The organism is Mycobacterium sp., assembly GCF_019247615.1.
Classification (GTDB): Bacteria; Actinomycetota; Actinomycetes; order Mycobacteriales; family Mycobacteriaceae; genus Mycobacterium.
The window spans coordinates 20,759-36,580 of sequence record NZ_JAFBAT010000226.1 but is presented as its reverse complement, the minus strand read 5'-3'; the positions used below and the strand labels follow the sequence as shown (position 1 = coordinate 36,580).

Here is a 15,822-nt window from a genome sequence, read left to right as displayed (position 1 = left end):
AAACGGACGATTCCCTTAAGGGCCACCGCCGCGAGCCGCGGCTCGCCACCGGGCGACGGCCAGTCGCGTGGCATAGACCAGGGCACTCACGGCGAACATCACGGCACTCAGCAGCAGCCATCTGCCCAGAAATGGCTGCTGGGTCTGTCCGGTCGCGGCGTAGAAGGTAGAAGCGCCCTGTTCGATGATGCCCGGAAGGAATATGAGCAGCGTCAGCGCCGCGCCCAGCGCCGGGACGCGAATGTGGTTGCGGGCGCTGAAGTTTCGCTCGTTTGCCGAGGCTCGTCGGCCGGTCCGGGCCAGCAGTATCCGGTCGGCCAGCGCGTAGAGGGGGAAGAGCAGCAGATCATGGGCGATGACGGCACCGGCCAACCAGACGGCGATCGACTGCCACCATGAGCCGGGACTCCACAGGGTCGCCGGTTTGAAGGTGGCGACGAGGTATCCGAGCAGGGCGAAACCGGACAGCGTCGTCAGCAAATGCAGCGGATGAGACCCGTAGACCGCCCGGAATCGCGTTACCCGTCCCGTCATTTCAGCTCGGCTCGAAATCGATGGCGGCCACCCACTTGGTGTTGTGCACACCGGGGAGCGCCGGAACGATGACCCGGGCGGGATAACCGTGGTCCAGCGACAGGTCGGCCCCGTTGACCCGCAGCGCGAGCAGCGCATCGGGGTCGGCAACCTGATTGCCCTGCAACGTCGCGGCACGGAATGCACCGACCCGTTGCAGCGATGTCACCCGCGCCACGCGCGGTGTCGGCACGCCCGCCCGCCGGGCCAATTCGGCGAGCCGCACCCCGCTCCAGGTCTGCACGGTCGACCAGCCCTCTACGCAGGCAATCGGCAGCCGCGCCGTGGATTGCGGCATGGCCGCCAGCGCAGCGCGGTCCAGCACCACCTCGCCAGGTCCCCCGCTGAGGGTCAACACCCAGCCGCTGCTCACGCTTTCGGGCGTGATCGCCGCGGCTTCAGCGGTCTTGTTCACCGGGAAATCGCCCTTGAGCCCACGACCGCCGCGCCCCCGGGGGAGCAGCAGGGCGGCGCCGCGCGCGGCACCCCCGAGGGTTTGCCCGACGGTCAGCACAGCGACCAGCAGCACACCGGAGCCGACCAGGGCCAGGGCGCCGCGCCTGCTCATCGTCGGTTCCGTCGGATCGGCAGCCACCAACCCGTCGGGATCGCGCGGTTCCGGCCGGGTGTCGGTGCGGTTGGTGCGTAATACCTCTCGCATGGGCAGCGAGCGCAGGCCGGCGAGCATGCGCGGAATCTTGAGGGCGATGTGCACGAGGAAACCGGCGATGAAGACCCATGCCCCGAAGTAGTGGGCGTCGTAGAAGCTGAACCCGAAGATGTAGTCGTACTGGATGTTCAGCACCCCGGTGACAATTTCGAACAGCACCCCACCGACCAGCATCAGCAATGACAGCCGCTCCAGCAGCTGGGCGATCGAGCGGGCCGGCGGCCACACGAACAGCCGCGGGATGACAGACCACAGCTTGGCCAGCACCACCGGGATGATCACTAGGCCCAGTCCGACGTGCAGACCCTGGGTCAGCCGGTACAACCACGACGGGCGCGTCGGCCAGTCGAAGAAGGGCAGGCGCAGCCAGCCGACGTCGGCGGGGATGGCCTGGCCGAGCCGCGGCGCGTAGGCCATGTAGGACAGCAACCCGGTGAGGATGACGATCGGCATCGCGATCAACAGCACCAGCCCGAACACCGACGTGAACCATGGGCCACGCAACGGGCTGCGGAACTTCAGGCTCAGCCGCCGCGCGCCCGGCGGCGGATGCCGGTCCAGCGCGCGCCACAGGCGGGCCGGAAAGCCGTAGCCGCTCACAGGGCGGCCAGGTTCGCGATGACCCGGGCGCCGATCAGCCGGACGCCGGTCAGCGTCAGACCGACCTGCGCGGCCAGCGTGGCGGCGCTGTCTACACCGACCGTCGCCCACCGGAACCAGGGCCCCACGTCGCGGTCGGTCTCGAGGCGCACCCAGCGCGGGCGGACGCCGATCACGTCCGTCTCGAACTCGGCCACGCAGCGCCCACCGCGGCAGAGCAGCTCGGCGGCGCGGGCCAGGATGCGTCGTGGGTCGCCGCCCAGGCCGACGTTGCCGTCGACGAGCAATACCGTCTGCCAAGACCCCGTTCCGGGCAGCGGTTCGAACACGTCGCCCAGCAGCGCGGGCGCGCCGCCACGCCCCGCCAAGCGGATGGCCGTCGCCGATCGATCGATGCCGAGCGCCGGTATGCCCCGCCGGATGAGCATGGCGACCAACCGGCCGGGCCCGCAGCCCAGCTCGATGGTCGGTCCGGTGCACATCTGCGCCACCGCCTCGTCGAAGACGTCGTCGAAGGCGTCGCGCGGCGCGCCGCCGGGACATCGGTCGCCCAGCCACCGGTGGGCCGGCAGCGGCCGAACCTCGCCGTCCTCGTGCCGGACCCAACATCTCTCGCCACCGAGCGCCCGATCGTAGAGATGCCCCAGCATGTCACGCCTCTCGCATCGTGCGCGACCAGCCGGCCCGGGCGCGCGTTTGCCCCGGTGGGGGGTGTGCTTACCAACCCGCATCGCCGGCAGGCCGATATCCGCGGCATAGGCCAGCGTTTGGATCAACCGGATCGATACCCGGATCCGCGCGCGGCTAACCCCGCACGCGCGGGACCGCCCGACCGACCGGGCCGAATGGTTCACGCGAGTCATTCGGCGCCGGAGCCGACCCGGATGGGTGCAGCTACGAACGGGCCAGCGAGCCGTTGCACTCCGGTCGCCGGGCGGCGACGCCGTCCATGCTCAGGTGGATGGTTCCGGAGTCGTCGGCGCGCACGGGATAGGCGGTGACGGCCGCGCCGGCGCCCCCGACCTCCTCCCCCGTCGCGAGGTCGTAGGTGAAGCCGTGCAGCGGGCAGACGACGACGCCGGCGTCGCTGAGCCCGTCGGCCAGCGGGCCCCCACGGTGCGGGCACACGGCGTCGATCGCCCGCAGCGAACCGTCACGCAGGCGGAAGACCGCGATCTGCCGGCCCTCCACCGCGTAGGCCCGGCCCCCGCCCACCGGGATGTCGTCCACGTCGCCCAACGTCACCTCGCTCATCGCACCGGCACCTGGGGCAGCGGGATCAGCGGGAGGGACGACCGGAACTGGTTGGGCGCGGGAGAGTTTCGGCTCTCGCTCCATGGGTCACGGTAGGAATCGACCGATTTCTGCATGCGTGCGTCGAGCTCGGCGCCAATCCCGTCGGTGTCCTCGACCACCACCTGGCGGATCCGTTCGATGCCCACCCGCGGCACGAACGTGTACGTGCGCTCGAGCCAGCCCGCATTTTCCCGGTAGTACTGCAGGAACCGGCCCGTCAACGCGATGACCTCTTCCGGGGTGTCGACGGTCGCCAGCAGATCGCCCTTGCGGACGTGCGCGCCGGCCGCCCCGCCGACGTAGATCTGCCATTGCCCGCCGTCGATGGCGACGACGCCGAGGTCCTTGCACAGCGCCTCGGCGCAGTTGCGCGGGCAACCGGTCACCGCCAACTTCATCTTGGCGGGACTCGGGATGCCCTGGAAGCGCTCCTCGATCGCGATGCCCAGCGCCGTCGAGTCGCCCAGCCCGTATCGGCAGAAGTCGCTTCCCACACAGGTTTTCACGGTCCGAAAGCTCTTGCCGTATGCGTACCCCGACGGCATCCCGAGGTCGGCCCACACCGACGGCAGGTCCTCCTTGCGCACCCCGAGCAGGTCGATGCGTTGGCCGCCGGTGAGCTTGATCATCGGGATCTGATACTTGTCGGCCACGTCGGCGATCTTGCGCAGCTGCTCGGCGCTGGTCACGCCGCCCTTGAGCTGCGGCACCACCGAGAAGGTGCCGTCGCGCTGGATGTTGGCGTGGACGCGGTCGTTGATGAACCGGCCGTCCGGTTCGTCGACGAACTCGTCGCCCCACATCATGTGCAGCAGCGACGCGAGCGCCATCTTCGAGCCGGCATCCTCGCGGCCTTCCGGCGCGAGCGCGGCGAACACCGAGGACACCGAGTGCAGCTCGAGCTCGCGGATCTTGGCCATCAGCTCGGGCTTTTCATAGGGGATGCCCGGCACGTACCAATTCGCTTCCGCGCCTTGCGAAATCGCGACCCCTGTTTGGGAGGCCGCCCACTCGACGACCTGGGCGACCAAGCCCTTGCACGACCCGCAGCCCTTGCCCGCGCGGGTCGTCGACATGACGCCCTCGACCGATGCCTGGCCGTCCTTGACGCAGCGCACGATCGCGGCCTTGCTCACCCCGTTGCAGTTGCACACTTGGGCGTCGTCCGCCAATTCGGCGGCGCCGGTGGCCGCGTCCGGCGTACCGAGGTCGAACATCAGCGAGACCCGCTCGGGCGGCAGCGGAAGCCGGCGGTCGAAGGCCTGCATCAAGAACGCCACCTTGCTCACGTCTCCGACCAGGGTGGCGCCGATCAGCTTGTCGTCGCGCACCACCACGGTCTTGTACACCCCTCGCCTGGGCTCGGAGTACTGGACGAATTCGTCGTCGTCACGCTCGGGGGTTTTCACCCCCATCGCCGCCACGTCGACGCCGGCGACCTTCAGCTTGGTGGCGGTACGCGAACCGTGGTATGCCGCAGTGGGATTGGCGCCGGTCAAATGGTCGGCTAGCACGCCGGCCTGCTCCCACAGCGGTGCGACCAGGCCGTAGACTTGTCCACGGTGCTGCGCGCACTCGCCCACCACGTAGATGTCGTCGTCGTCGATCGAGCGCATGTGGTCGTCGACGACGATGGCGCGTTCGACGGTCAGACCGGCGCGCATGGCCAACCCGACGTTGGGCCGGATGCCTGTGGCCATCACCAGCATGTCGCACGGCAGCCGGCTGCCGTCGTCGAATTCGATGGCCGACGGGAGCCCGCTCTCGGTCAGCATCCTGGTCGTCCGCTTGCCGGTGTGCACCTCGATGCCCAGCGCCTCCACCAGGCGCCGCAGGATGGCGCTGCCCTGGTCGTCGAGTTGGGCGTTCATCAATGCGGGGCCACCCTGCACGACGCCGACCCGCAGCCCGCGGTTCTGCAGGCCCCGCGCGGCCTCCAGGCCGAGCAGCCCACCGCCGATAACCGCTGCTCTGCTTCGCCCTTCGGCAAACCGGATCATCGCCCGGCAATCGTCGATCGTCCGGAACCCGAAAACGCCCGGCGCCAAGGTCTTGTTGTCCTGCCAGATGCCGTCGACCGGCGGGAAGAACGCCCGGCTGCCGGTGGCCAGGAGCAGCTTGTCGTAGCGGACCGTGGTGCCGTCGTCGGCGTGCACCAGGTGCGCGAAGGGGTCGATGCGCACCACCCGCACCCCGGCGCGTAGGTCGATGTTGTTCTCGGCGTACCAGTCCAGCGGGTTGAGGTAGATCTCCCCGGCGTCGTCGGAGCCGGCCAACACGTTGGACAGCAGGATCCGGTTGTAGTTGCCGTAGGGTTCGTCTCCGAACACGGTGATGGCGAATTTCTCTCCGCCGCCGCGGGCGAGGATTTCCTCCAGCGCCCGCGCGCCCGCCATGCCGTTGCCGACCACCACCAGGCTGGCCAGGGCGGCGGGGCTGTGGCCGTTGGTTTCGGGTCTTGCCAGTGTACTCATGACTCCCCTTGGCGCGCCCTAGATTTCGACTAGCCCGATGTCGACGAAGACGGTGCCGCTCAGCCCGTCGGGGGCGGCGACGAACACCTCGACGACGGTGTCGACGATCAGGTCCTCGACCACCCGAAGTGGCACGTGCACGGCGTCTTTGGCCCCGATCGGGAAGTAGCGCATCGGGGCGCCGTCGCGCATCAGCAAGATGGTGACCAGCTCGTCGGTGCTGTTGCCGCCACGGAAGTAGACCGGCTGGGTGATCGCCCCGGCCGGCACGACGTAGCGCAGGGACGCGTCCAGCAGGGACGGCGACTCATACCCCTTGCCGTCGAAGGTGAACGCTCCCTGCAGGAATCGAGGTGTGCTGCCATCATTCATGTCTCATCTCCTTCCGGTGCATCGGATTTCACGGCGTTGGACACCGATACCGCGCAGACTTTGAACGACGGCATCCGCGAATGCGGGTCCAGGGCCGGGTTGGTGAGCCGGTTGATGCTCGCCGCGCCACCCCAGTGGAACGGCGCGAACACGGTGTCGGGGCGGATGCCGTCGTTCATCCGCGCCGTCATCACGACCTCGCCGCGGCGCGTCTGCAGCCGCACCTTGTCGCCGCTGCCGACGCCGACACGGCTGCCCAACGTGGGGTGAAGCTCGACCACCGGCTCGGGCTCCGCCTCGGCAAGCTGTGCGACCCTGCGTGTTTGGGTCCCGGATTGGTACTGGCTCGACACGCGACCAGTGGTGAGGTAGTAAGGGAATTCGTCATCCGGGACCTCGGCGGCGCCGGGTTGTTCGACGGGATGGAAGTGGGCCCGGCGGTCGGGCGTCGGGAAGTCCTCGAGGAACAGTCGCGGGGTGTCGGGGTACAGCGGCGACGGGCACGGCCAGAACACGCCCTTGCCGGTGTCGATGCGTTGGTAGCTGATCCCCCGATAGTCGGCCTTTCCACCCTGGCTCGCGCGGGTCAATTCCTCGAAGACCTCCTGCGGATCGGCCGAGAACCCGTGCACCCCTAGGCGCTTCGCCAGGTCGGCCATCACGTCGAGGTCGCTGCGCGCCTCGTCGGGCGGCGTCAGAGCCGCCCGACGCAGGATCACCCGGCCCTCCAGGTTGGTCATGGTTCCCGACTCTTCGGCCCACTGTGTCGTCGGCAGCACCACATCGGCCAGCGCCGCGGTCTCGGACAGGAATATGTCGGACACCACGAGGAAGTCCAGTTGCTTGATTTTCTCCGCGACTCGCAGCGAGTTCGGCGCCGAGACAACGACGTTGGAAGCCATCACCCATAGCGCGCGCACCCCGCCGCCGGTGCCGATGCCGTCGAGCATCTCGTAGGCCGACCGCCCGGACGACGGCAGGTCGGCGGGGTCGATCCCCCATATCCGCGCGACATGGGCGCGCGCGTCGGGGTCGTCGAGCTTGCGGTAGCCGGGCAGCTGGTCGCACTTCTGCCCGTGTTCGCGGCCGCCCTGCCCGTTGCCCTGGCCAGTGATCGTCGCGAATCCACTGTTCGGGCGCCCCGGCAAGCCCAGCGCCAGGGCGAGATTGATGAAGGCCTGCACCGTGTCGGTGCCCGAGCTGTGCTGCTCGGCGCCGCGGGCGGTCAGGATCATCGCCCGCTCAGCCCCCGCCAGCATCCGCGCCGCGGCCACGATGTCCTTCTCCGGCACGCCGGTGATCCGTTCGACCCGGTCCGGCCAGTACAGCCGCACCGCGCGCCGCACCGCGTCGAATCCAGCGGTTCGTTCCGCGATGTATGCCCGATCGATGAGCCCATCGCGGGCACAGACGTTCAGCATGCCGTTCGCGAGGGCGAGGTCCGTTCCTGGGACGGGCTGCAGATGAAGGTCGGCCCGCGCTGCCGTCGCGGTGCGCCGCGGATCAACCACGATGTGTCTGGCGCCCTTGGCCCGGCCGTCGTCGAAATGCTGCATCGCGGGTGGCATGGTTTCGGCGGGGTTGCCACCGACGAGGAGGATGACGTCGGCCCCCGCGACGTCGGCGAGCGGAAAGGGCAGCCCGCGGTCGATGCCGAACGACCGGTTGGATGCCGCGGCCGCCGAGGACATGCAGAACCGGCCGTTGTAGTCGATCGCCGAGGTGCGCAGCGCGACGCGCGCGAACTTACCTAGCTGGTAGGCCTTTTCGTTTGTCAGTCCCCCGCCGCCGAAACATCCGACCGCGTCGACGCCGTAATCCTGTTGCGCCTTCTGGAAGGCCGCGACAATCCGTTCCAGCGCTTCATTCCAGGTTGCCGGACGCAGCGGGGCCGCCCGGTCGTCGCGGACCAACGGCCTGGTCAGCCGTTCCGGGTGCGCCAGCAAATCGGTTGCCGTCCACCCTTTGGCGCATAGGCCGCCACGATTGGTAGGAAAGTCGTCCTGCGGCGCAAGCTCGACCCGTCCTGCCGACACGTCGAGGGTGATCCCGCACTGCAAAGAGCAGTACGGGCAATGAGTCTTCGTTGGCGCCAACGCCATTGGCGATCACCGCTTAGCTGGTGAGCCGGCAAGCATTTGGCCGGCCCGGCTGAATGTACCTCCCACGTCGCCTCCCCGATCGGCGCTTACCGCCGAAGGTACGTCGGCCGTGTTTCCAAGGCATTTCCGCCGGTTGTCCGCACGACTACCGCGAGATCACGGGTCCCTGCGCCTCGTGTGCTTTCGGCCCCGGGATACTTGACCGATGCCGAACGACGACGTTCACCCCGACCTGCGCCGCATCGCCCGCATCGCCCCGCGGCACATGATCGGCCCGCGCAGCCTGCCGATCATGCGGACCCTGGGCGGGCTGAGCGAGCGCCGGCGCAAACCCGCCTCACCCGAGGTCGAGGTGATCACCCTGGGATCGGGGGCCGGCGTCCGGCTGTTCCGGCCGGCGGGCGCGAGCGAACCGACACCCGCGTTGCTGTGGATCCACGGCGGCGGATACGTGATCGGCACGGCACAGCAGGACGACTGGATTTCCCGCCGGTTCAGCTCGAGGCTGGGCATGACCGTCGCGTCGGTGGAATACCGCCTGGCGCCCGAGTACCCGTATCCCGCGGCGTTGGAGGACTGCTATTCGGCGCTCACCTGGCTCGCCGGCCTGCCCGCGGTGGACCGCAAGCGCGTGGCGATCGCCGGCGCCAGCGCGGGCGGCGGCCTGGCGGCGGCGCTGGCGCTGCTGGCCCGGGACCGCGGCGAGGTGAGCCCGGCGTTCCAAGTGCTGGTGTACCCGATGCTGGACGACCGAAGTTCGGCCACCGGCCCAAGCCCGAACCACCGCCTTTGGAGCACGCGCAGCAACCGGTTCGGCTGGAGCGCCTATCTCGGCGGCGCCGACCCGGCGGTCGCCGTCCCGGGTCGCCGCGACGACCTGAGCGGGTTGCCGCCGGCGTGGATCGGGGTCGGCACGCACGACCTGTTCCACGACGAGGACCTGGCCTACGCCCAGCGCCTCATCGACGCGGGGGTGCCGTGTCACGTCGAGGTGGTTACCGGCGCGTTCCACGGGTTCGACGTGGTGGCACGCAAAGCCCCAGTGGCGCGGCGGTTTTTCGACAGCCAGTGCGAAATTTTGCGTGCCGCGCTCGCGCCGGCCTGAGCGCCCGTCACATCGCGAAGTAGACCAGCTCGCCGCCGATGACGGTGGCCGCGACCATGCCGGCGTCCAGCTCCGCCAGGGCCGTTGCCGGCGCCTCGGTCAGCACGCAGAGATCCCCCGGCTGCCCGGCTTCGACGCTTCGCGGCCGGCCCGGATCATCGGGCCGACCCAGGAACATCGTCAAAGCCGTTAGCGCCGAGACACATTCGTTCCCGTTGAGCACGGCACCGCTGGGCGTGGTGCGGTACACCGCGGCCCGCATCGCCGTCCACGGGTCGCCGTGTCCGAAGGGCATGTCGGTGGACAGCGCCACCGGGACGGCCGCGTCCAGCAGCGACGCGACCCGCCACAGCTGGCCGTGCTCGTCGGCGGGCACGTCGGTGAGGTACTGGTCGCCGCGCTCCGCGACGAAGTTGGGCTGTGTCACCACGGTCACGCCGAGGTCGGCCAGGTCGGCGACGTTGTCGTCGGGCACCACCGCGGCGTGCTCGATGCGATCCCCCGGATGGCTACCGGCCGCGCGCAGGGCCGCGATCGTGACCACCAGTTGGGCCGCCGTGACGCAGTGCACCGCGACCGGGCGGCCGTTGCCGTGCTGCTCGGCGACCCAGGCCGTCAGGGAGTCCAGGTCCAGGCGATCGTCCTGCAGGATCTTCTTACCCGGTGCCAGGAAGCTCGGCCGCGGCCGAAACTCGCCGCGACGGTGCGCCACCAACAGCGCAACCATGTCGTCGGCGCCGAGGTCGGGGGTGGCGTCGGTAACGCCCGTGACGCCGGTCGCGGTGATGCGGCGGCTGAGGTCGGCCAGGTCGGTTTCGCGCTGCGCCAGCGCGTCGGACCAGCCGCGGTCCGCGCTGCGCAGGCGCCCGTCGGGGTGTTCGGGCAGGCCGACCCGGCCCAGCGCCTCGGAGTTGAGGATCCACAGCGCACCGCTGCGGTGCTGGATGCGCAGCGGAACGTCGCGCACGACGGCGTCGAGGGCCGTGCGGTCCAGCTCGCCGGCGACCGACTCGTGGTAGCCGACGGCGCGAATCCACCCGTCCGGGCCGGGCGTCGCGTTCGAGAGCAGTTGTGTCAGTTGGGCTTTGGTGCTGACGCCCGGGGGCCCGACGAAGAACGAATCCAGCGCCGACGCCGCCGAGCGCAGGTGCACGTGGTGGTCGTGCAGCCCGGGCAGGACGGTTCCGCCGCCGGCGTAGAGCACGCCCTCCCCCTTGCCGGCCACCAGGTCGTCACCCACCTGGTCGATCTGCGCGCCGACCCGGATGTCGACCGTTCGGCCGTCCAGCAACGTAGCGCGGTGAATCAGCACGACGGGCAGCGCCTTTCGGAGACCATGCGGCGTACGGCGTCGTTGTCGGCGCCCAGTTCGGCCGCCGGGGCGCAGGCCGCCGGTGGCCGCGGCGGCGGCGCGGGGTAGGGCGCGGCCGACGGTTCGGTCGGTAACGCCGCATACGTCGCGGCGACCGCGGCCATAGACACGTGGATCAGTTCGCCGCCGCCCCGGCTCAGCGATTCGAGCACCGCCACGGTCGCCTCCAGCCCGGTCAGCGGGTCGGCGATGGCGTCGCCGCAGAACACCGGTCCTTTCAAACCGGCCCCGTCGGCGGCGCCCACCAGGCCACCGGCCACCGCGGCGTCATCGCCGAACGCCGGCCTCGGTTGCTCGTACCCATTGACGCGCAACCAGATTCGGCCCGGCCGCGGTGCGACGTCGTGCGGCCCGAGCCCCCGGCGCTCCAGCGCGGCGGGGCGTGAGCCCTCGATCACGATGTCGGCGACCGAGAGCAACTCGCGCAGCTCCTCGGCGTCGGCCTCGAAATCGATGGCGTAGGAGAGCTTTTTGCTGTTCATCCAGTCGAAGAATTCGCGGTTGCCGGTGCGTGTGCCGTCTGGACGGCGCCGGCTTTCCACCTTGACAACGGTCGCTCCCGCGCGGGCCAGCAGCTGCCCGCACAGCGGACCCGCCCACATCGAGGACAGGTCGGCGACCAGCAGGCCGGCCAACCCACGCGGGTCCGACCGGAACCCGAGGTGCCGCGCCTGTGGCGACGCGGCGGCGACCTCGCCCAGGCCGGCCGCCGGGATGTCGAGCAGCGCGGCCCGCTCGGTGACGACGGACACCGGACACCTCGCCGCCCACTGGCCCAGCGCCGGCCAGGGGTCGATCGGCACCTCATCGGACTGCAGTAGCGCGGGAACAGCGGCGACGTCGTCGGGGCGCGACAGCGTGATCGCGCACCAGCCGTCCCGGGCCGGCAGCAACCGGGTGGCACCCCCGGCGGACACCCGGCCGCCCCGGGTCAGCCCGAGCAGCCCGGCTCGCCCGGCCAGCAGGGCAGAGGCGTCCACGGCGATACCCAGTCGCTGACCGACGGCCGCGGCCACGTGCTCGGCGCGGGCCAGCACGTTGGCGCGGGAGAAGTCGGGCGGCCCGGCGGGCGGGCCGGTCAGGTACGCCAGCCCGCTCTCACCCCATTTGCTGGCCCATCCGGGCACCGCCGAACACACACTCCTATGGTGCTCGTCGTCATCGCTGCGTGTTTGACGTCCGGTGAACCAGGTCACAAAACGCGATGCGACCGTCATGCGCGCTGAGCACAGAGCTACAGACTCGTGGTCGGCTTGACGCCCTGAAAAAGAACTTATGGTATCTAAATCGCGCTTGCCCTGTAGACGCAGTTTGTCATGAGATACACTCGCAGGCGTGGGTACGGGCCGCACGGTCGTTATGGGTGGGGTCGGCAACCCATGCCGGGGACCTTGGTCCCCAAGCCGGACCATTAGGACCTTTTATGGCGTGTCCGCAGCGAGTTCGCTTGTGAGCGCGCCGAAAGCGCCTATTCTTCGGCGAATGAAAACGGACGTTTCATAAGTTTCCGCCGACATGAGGGCGGCGACGGGGGCACGCACGACCCTTGAGGTCGTGCCCTAGCTAGATGGGTGGTTCCTGATGTCGCATCCAAGCGGCCCGGAGGCGCTGCCGGGCGCTAGCACATTGAGCGCCGGGGACTTGCCGTGATCGATTTTGGCGCAATTCCCCCCGAGATCAACTCCGCGAGAATGTATGCCGGTCCCGGCGCGGGATCGTTGGCGGCGGCCGCGGCAGCGTGGGACGGTTTGGCGGCCGAAGTCCACGCGGCCGCGGGGTTTTACCGGTCGGCGGTTGCGGGATTGATCACCGGGCGATGGCTTGGTCCGGCGTCACTGTCCATGGCATCTGCCCTGGGGCCGTATATGGCGTGGACCGCGGGGGTCGCCGCGCGGGCAGCCGAGACGGCCAGCCAGGCCATGCTTGCGGTGGAGGCCTACGAGGCTGCATTCGCGGCGACGGTGCCCCCACCGGCGGTGATCGCAAACCGCGTTCAACTCGCGGCATTGGTCGCCACCAACTTCTTCGGGCAGAATTCGCCGGCGATCGCGGCCACCGAAGCCGCATATGGCGAGATGTGGGCGCAGGACGCCGTGGCGATGTACGAGTATGCCGCGCACTCGGCCGCCGCCTCCGCACTGACGCCGTTCGGGTCACCGCCGGAGGTCGTCAACCCGGCCGGCGTGGCGGGGCAGGCCGCCGCGGCCGCCAAGTCCGCGGCGGCAGCGGGAACACAGCACCTGTCGCTGGCCGGCGTGGTGTCGGCTGTCCCCGCCGCCCTGCAAGGGCTCGCATCACCCCTGGCGACACCCGCCGCCAACCTTTCATCCCTTACTTCCTTCCTTTTGACACCGACCGGCATCAGCCTGGCGAGCGTCCCGGTCTACGCCATTCCCAGCTATTTCACGGCGGCGGCGACCCCCCTCTATTCCATGGCATCCATCTTCGGGATCGCCCAGTCCGGGCAGGCCATCGAGATCGCCGCCGCCACGCCGGCGGCAGCGGCGGGAGCGGCGGGAGCGGCGGCGGAGGGTGCGGCGGCGGAGGGTGCGGCCGCGGGGGCCGCTACGGCCGCATCGCTCGCGTCAAGCGTGACGGCCGGCGCCGGCAACGCGGCCTCGTTGGGGCCGCTGTCGGTCCCGGCCAGCTGGACCAGCGTGATCCCGACGGCGAAGGTGAGCGCCGCCGCGGCGTTGCCGGACGCGGGTCTCAACGGCGCGAACGTCCCGCCCAGCATGTTGGGCGCCGCGCCGCGCGGCGGTGCGGCCGGTTCCAGCCGGGTGCCCGGGCCCAGGTACGGGATGGTGCCGACCGTGATGACACGCCCGCCGTCTGGCGGGTACGGGTAGGGCGTGACATGACCCAGGACCTGCTTGCTGCGGCTCCTGTGCGCATGGCTATCAGCGGCAACGTCGTCGAGCGCCGCGAATTCGACGAGGTGGTGGCGATCATTGCAGCGCGACTGCAATCCGCATCCCACGTTGGCCTGGCCGTGGGCTCGGTGAACCTCGACCACCTGTACCACTTCCGGAAGATCGGCGCGGCGCCCGCGGGTCCGCTGGAATGGCTTTTGCTGGCCGACGGCATGCCGATCGCCTGGCGGGGTGCACTGCTTACCGGCAGGCCGTGGCCCCGGGTCACCGGCGCGGACCTCCTTCCGGCGGTTTTGGGGTTGGCTGAACGGACCGGCCGACGGGTGGGTTTTTTCGGGGGCACCGCCGAAACCCATCATCTCCTTGCCGAGGTTCTGCGGAGGCGTCATCCAGCGCTCGAGATTTCGGGTATGTGGGCACCCGACGTCGACAGCGTCGCGTCTTGTTCGGAGAGCTCGGCCGCGAAAATCCGCGCCGCTCGCACGGACATCCTCGTCGTCAGCCTGGGCAAGCCGCGGCAGGAGCACTGGGTCGACCAATACGGCCCCGCGACGGGCGCAAAGATTTTCCTGGCCTTCGGTGGAGCCATCGATTTCGTGGCGGGCAGGACGCGGCGAGCGCCCGACTGGGTGCAGAAGGCCGGTCTGGAATGGTTGTACCGGTTGATCAAGGAGCCGCGCCGGCTGGCCCGCCGTTATCTGCTGCAGGGTCCGATCGCCTTGCTGCGCGCGGCGCGCGCGCAGCTCATCTGCTATCCCGCTGCGTACTACGCGGCCTTGTCTACGAGTGATGGTGCCGAAATGCGCGGCGGCCGCCGATCCGCCGTCTGCGCCGAAACGGCGAGCGCGTAGGCCAAAGGAGTGAACATGACGTTGCTTAAACCGCGACTCGGCGCTTCGCGGGCCGCCACGCCCGCGGTGCCCGAGCCCAGCGGGAACGTCGTACGGCGCACCTCGCGGCACTGGCACCAGCGATATTCGCGCCTGCTGAGCATCAGCGACTCGCTGATCGTTTGCGGGTCGGTGTTCCTTGCTCAGTTCGTCCGGTTCGGGCATTCGCCGAACATTTCGGGTTATCCGGGCCCGGTGATGACGCTTTTTTCGTTCGTATTCGTGATGCTCTGGCTGTCGTCTCTTGCGATATTCGAAACGCGGTCGGCGCGGGTCATCGGAGCCGGGATCGACGAATACCGACGGATCGGCAGCGCGTCATTCTGGACATTCGGAATCATCGCGATGGTGACGCTGCTCGTCCGGGTCGAGCTGGCCCGGGGTTACCTGGCGGTCGCACTTCCGGTGGGCACGACGGGATTGCTGGCGAGCCGCAGCATTTGGCGCCGGCATGTCCGTCGTAGGCGCGAGCACGGCGACTACCAGACGACGGTCTTGGCGATTGGAGATCGGCATAACGTTTGCCGCGTGGTGCGCGAATTGGACCATAATCCCTGCGACGGTTTTGTCGTCGCGGGTGCCTGCATACCGGGATCCGGTCCGCCCAGCGGCGAGACTCTGACAGTTGAGGGCCACGAGCTCCCGATACTCGGTGACGAATCGCATGTGCTCGCTGCGATCGACCGCTGTGGTGCGGGCGCGGTGGTGGTGACCCAGACGAAGGGTTTCGGCATCACCGCCATCAGATACTTGATCTGGCAATTGGAAACGATGGACGTCGACCTCCTGGTGTCGCCGGGGGTATGGGACGTCGCGGAAGCGCGACTGTCCCTGCAGCCCATCGCCGGATTTCCGATGCTGCATGTCGAGAAGCCGCAATATAGCGGAGCCCAGCAATTTCAAAAACGCGCCTTCGACTTCTGCTTCTCGCTGGGGGCTCTCTTACTGGCATCGCCGCTTCTCATCGCCGCGGCCATCGCGATCAAGCTGACGAGCAAAGGACCTGTCTTCTACCATTCCGAACGTATTGGGATCAACGGAGAGCCCTTTACGATGCTTAAACTTCGAACAATGGTAGTGGACGCCGATAAGCAACTCGACCGCCTGCTGCCGCTCAATGAGGGAGCCGGCGGCATATTGTTCAAGATGCGTAAAGATCCCCGGGTCACGCCAGTCGGCAGAATACTCCGCAGATTCAGCATCGATGAATTCCCACAATTCATCAATGTGATCAAACAAGACATGAGCGTGGTCGGGCCGCGGCCTCCGTTGAGGCGAGAGGTCGAGAATTACGACGGCGATGTCAGGCGGCGACTGCTGGTGAAGCCCGGTGTCACCGGACTATGGCAAGTTAAAGGCCGCTCAGAGCTTTCGTGGGAAGAGTCGGTCCGGCTGGACCTGTCCTATGTGGACAATTGGTCGATGGCGGGTGACCTGATGTGCATCGCGAAAACGTTGAAAGCCGTCTTGGCGAAAAACGGAGCCTACTAGGTGG

The 15,822-nt window shown here is 68.9% G+C and carries 13 protein-coding genes; 4 read left to right on the top strand and 9 right to left on the bottom strand.

Translation table 11 applies throughout. From position 1 onward, the window contains the following. Window positions 1–15 precede the first annotated feature (15 nt). From JO059_RS15740 to JO059_RS15710, 7 genes are all read right to left on the bottom strand, one after another. Window positions 16–534: a hypothetical protein gene (locus tag JO059_RS15740; RefSeq protein ID WP_293320288.1), complete on the bottom strand. Its 519-nt coding sequence runs from the start codon at window positions 532–534 to the stop codon at window positions 16–18. 1 nt (window position 535) lies between these two features. After that, the gene (locus JO059_RS15735) at window positions 536–1,843 is read right to left on the bottom strand and encodes a molybdopterin-dependent oxidoreductase (RefSeq protein ID WP_293320287.1); all 1,308 of its coding nucleotides are present in this window, start codon (window positions 1,841–1,843) and stop codon (window positions 536–538) included. Next, window positions 1,840–2,493: a methyltransferase domain-containing protein gene (locus JO059_RS15730; protein WP_293320286.1), complete on the bottom strand. Its 654-nt coding sequence runs from the start codon at window positions 2,491–2,493 to the stop codon at window positions 1,840–1,842. The genes JO059_RS15735 and JO059_RS15730 overlap by 4 nt, the downstream gene beginning before the upstream one ends. A gap of 244 nt (window positions 2,494–2,737) precedes the next feature. Further along, window positions 2,738–3,097 carry a Rieske 2Fe-2S domain-containing protein gene (locus JO059_RS15725; RefSeq protein WP_293320285.1) on the bottom strand — a complete coding sequence of 120 codons (360 nt, stop codon included), beginning with the start codon at window positions 3,095–3,097 and terminating at the stop codon, window positions 2,738–2,740. Beyond that, entirely contained in the window at window positions 3,094–5,613 is a 2,520-nt protein-coding gene (gene nirB / locus JO059_RS15720; RefSeq protein WP_293320284.1) for a nitrite reductase large subunit NirB, read from the bottom strand. The genes JO059_RS15725 and nirB overlap by 4 nt, the downstream gene beginning before the upstream one ends. Window positions 5,614–5,631: 18 nt before the next feature. Then, window positions 5,632–5,985 carry a molybdopterin oxidoreductase gene (locus JO059_RS15715; RefSeq protein WP_293320283.1) on the bottom strand — a complete coding sequence of 118 codons (354 nt, stop codon included), beginning with the start codon at window positions 5,983–5,985 and terminating at the stop codon, window positions 5,632–5,634. Continuing rightward, window positions 5,982–8,087, bottom strand: a complete 2,106-nt coding sequence (locus tag JO059_RS15710; protein ID WP_293320282.1) for a molybdopterin oxidoreductase family protein — start codon at window positions 8,085–8,087, stop codon at window positions 5,982–5,984. Before JO059_RS15710 ends, JO059_RS15715 begins: the two co-directional genes overlap by 4 nt. 205 nt (window positions 8,088–8,292) lie before the next feature. Between JO059_RS15710 and JO059_RS15705 the strand changes: the two genes are divergently transcribed. Next, the gene (locus tag JO059_RS15705; RefSeq protein ID WP_293320281.1) at window positions 8,293–9,192 is read left to right on the top strand and encodes an alpha/beta hydrolase; all 900 of its coding nucleotides are present in this window, start codon (window positions 8,293–8,295) and stop codon (window positions 9,190–9,192) included. Between the two features lie 7 nt (window positions 9,193–9,199). On the opposite strand, the gene JO059_RS15700 is transcribed toward JO059_RS15705, so the two are convergent. Then, a complete protein-coding gene (locus JO059_RS15700; RefSeq protein ID WP_293320279.1) occupies window positions 9,200–10,504 on the bottom strand; it encodes an amidohydrolase family protein in 1,305 nt (434 codons plus the stop codon). Further along, complete coding sequence (locus JO059_RS15695; protein WP_293320305.1) at window positions 10,498–11,691, bottom strand: CoA transferase; 1,194 nt, start codon at window positions 11,689–11,691, stop codon at window positions 10,498–10,500. The genes JO059_RS15700 and JO059_RS15695 overlap by 7 nt, the downstream gene beginning before the upstream one ends. 519 nt (window positions 11,692–12,210) lie before the next feature. Here JO059_RS15695 and JO059_RS15690 point away from each other — a divergent pair. The 3 genes from JO059_RS15690 to JO059_RS15680 all read left to right on the top strand — a co-directional run bounded on the left by JO059_RS15690 (window position 12,211) and on the right by JO059_RS15680 (window position 15,818). Next, on the top strand, window positions 12,211–13,413 hold the full coding sequence (locus tag JO059_RS15690; RefSeq protein WP_293320277.1) for a PPE family protein: 1,203 nt from the start codon (window positions 12,211–12,213) through the stop codon (window positions 13,411–13,413). An 8-nt stretch (window positions 13,414–13,421) separates the two neighbouring features. Next, a complete protein-coding gene (locus tag JO059_RS15685; RefSeq protein WP_293320275.1) occupies window positions 13,422–14,288 on the top strand; it encodes a WecB/TagA/CpsF family glycosyltransferase in 867 nt (288 codons plus the stop codon). 66 nt (window positions 14,289–14,354) lie between these two features. Beyond that, window positions 14,355–15,818: a sugar transferase gene (locus tag JO059_RS15680; protein ID WP_293320304.1), complete on the top strand. Its 1,464-nt coding sequence runs from the start codon at window positions 14,355–14,357 to the stop codon at window positions 15,816–15,818. Window positions 15,819–15,822 lie beyond the last annotated feature (4 nt).

Bases quoted from the DNA above. Each gene is read 5' to 3' on its own strand.
- nirB (WP_293320284.1), bottom strand. From the start codon at position 5,613: ATGAGTACACTGGCAAGACCCGAAACCAACGGCCACAGCCCCGCCGCC.
- JO059_RS15730 (WP_293320286.1), bottom strand. From the start codon at position 2,493: ATGCTGGGGCATCTCTACGATCGGGCGCTCGGTGGCGAGAGATGTTGG.
- JO059_RS15725 (WP_293320285.1), bottom strand. From the start codon at position 3,097: ATGAGCGAGGTGACGTTGGGCGACGTGGACGACATCCCGGTGGGCGGG.
- JO059_RS15715 (WP_293320283.1), bottom strand. From the start codon at position 5,985: ATGAATGATGGCAGCACACCTCGATTCCTGCAGGGAGCGTTCACCTTC.
- JO059_RS15705 (WP_293320281.1), top strand. From the start codon at position 8,293: ATGCCGAACGACGACGTTCACCCCGACCTGCGCCGCATCGCCCGCATC.
- JO059_RS15740 (WP_293320288.1), bottom strand. From the start codon at position 534: ATGACGGGACGGGTAACGCGATTCCGGGCGGTCTACGGGTCTCATCCG.
- JO059_RS15685 (WP_293320275.1), top strand. From the start codon at position 13,422: ATGACCCAGGACCTGCTTGCTGCGGCTCCTGTGCGCATGGCTATCAGC.
- JO059_RS15710 (WP_293320282.1), bottom strand. From the start codon at position 8,087: ATGGCGTTGGCGCCAACGAAGACTCATTGCCCGTACTGCTCTTTGCAG.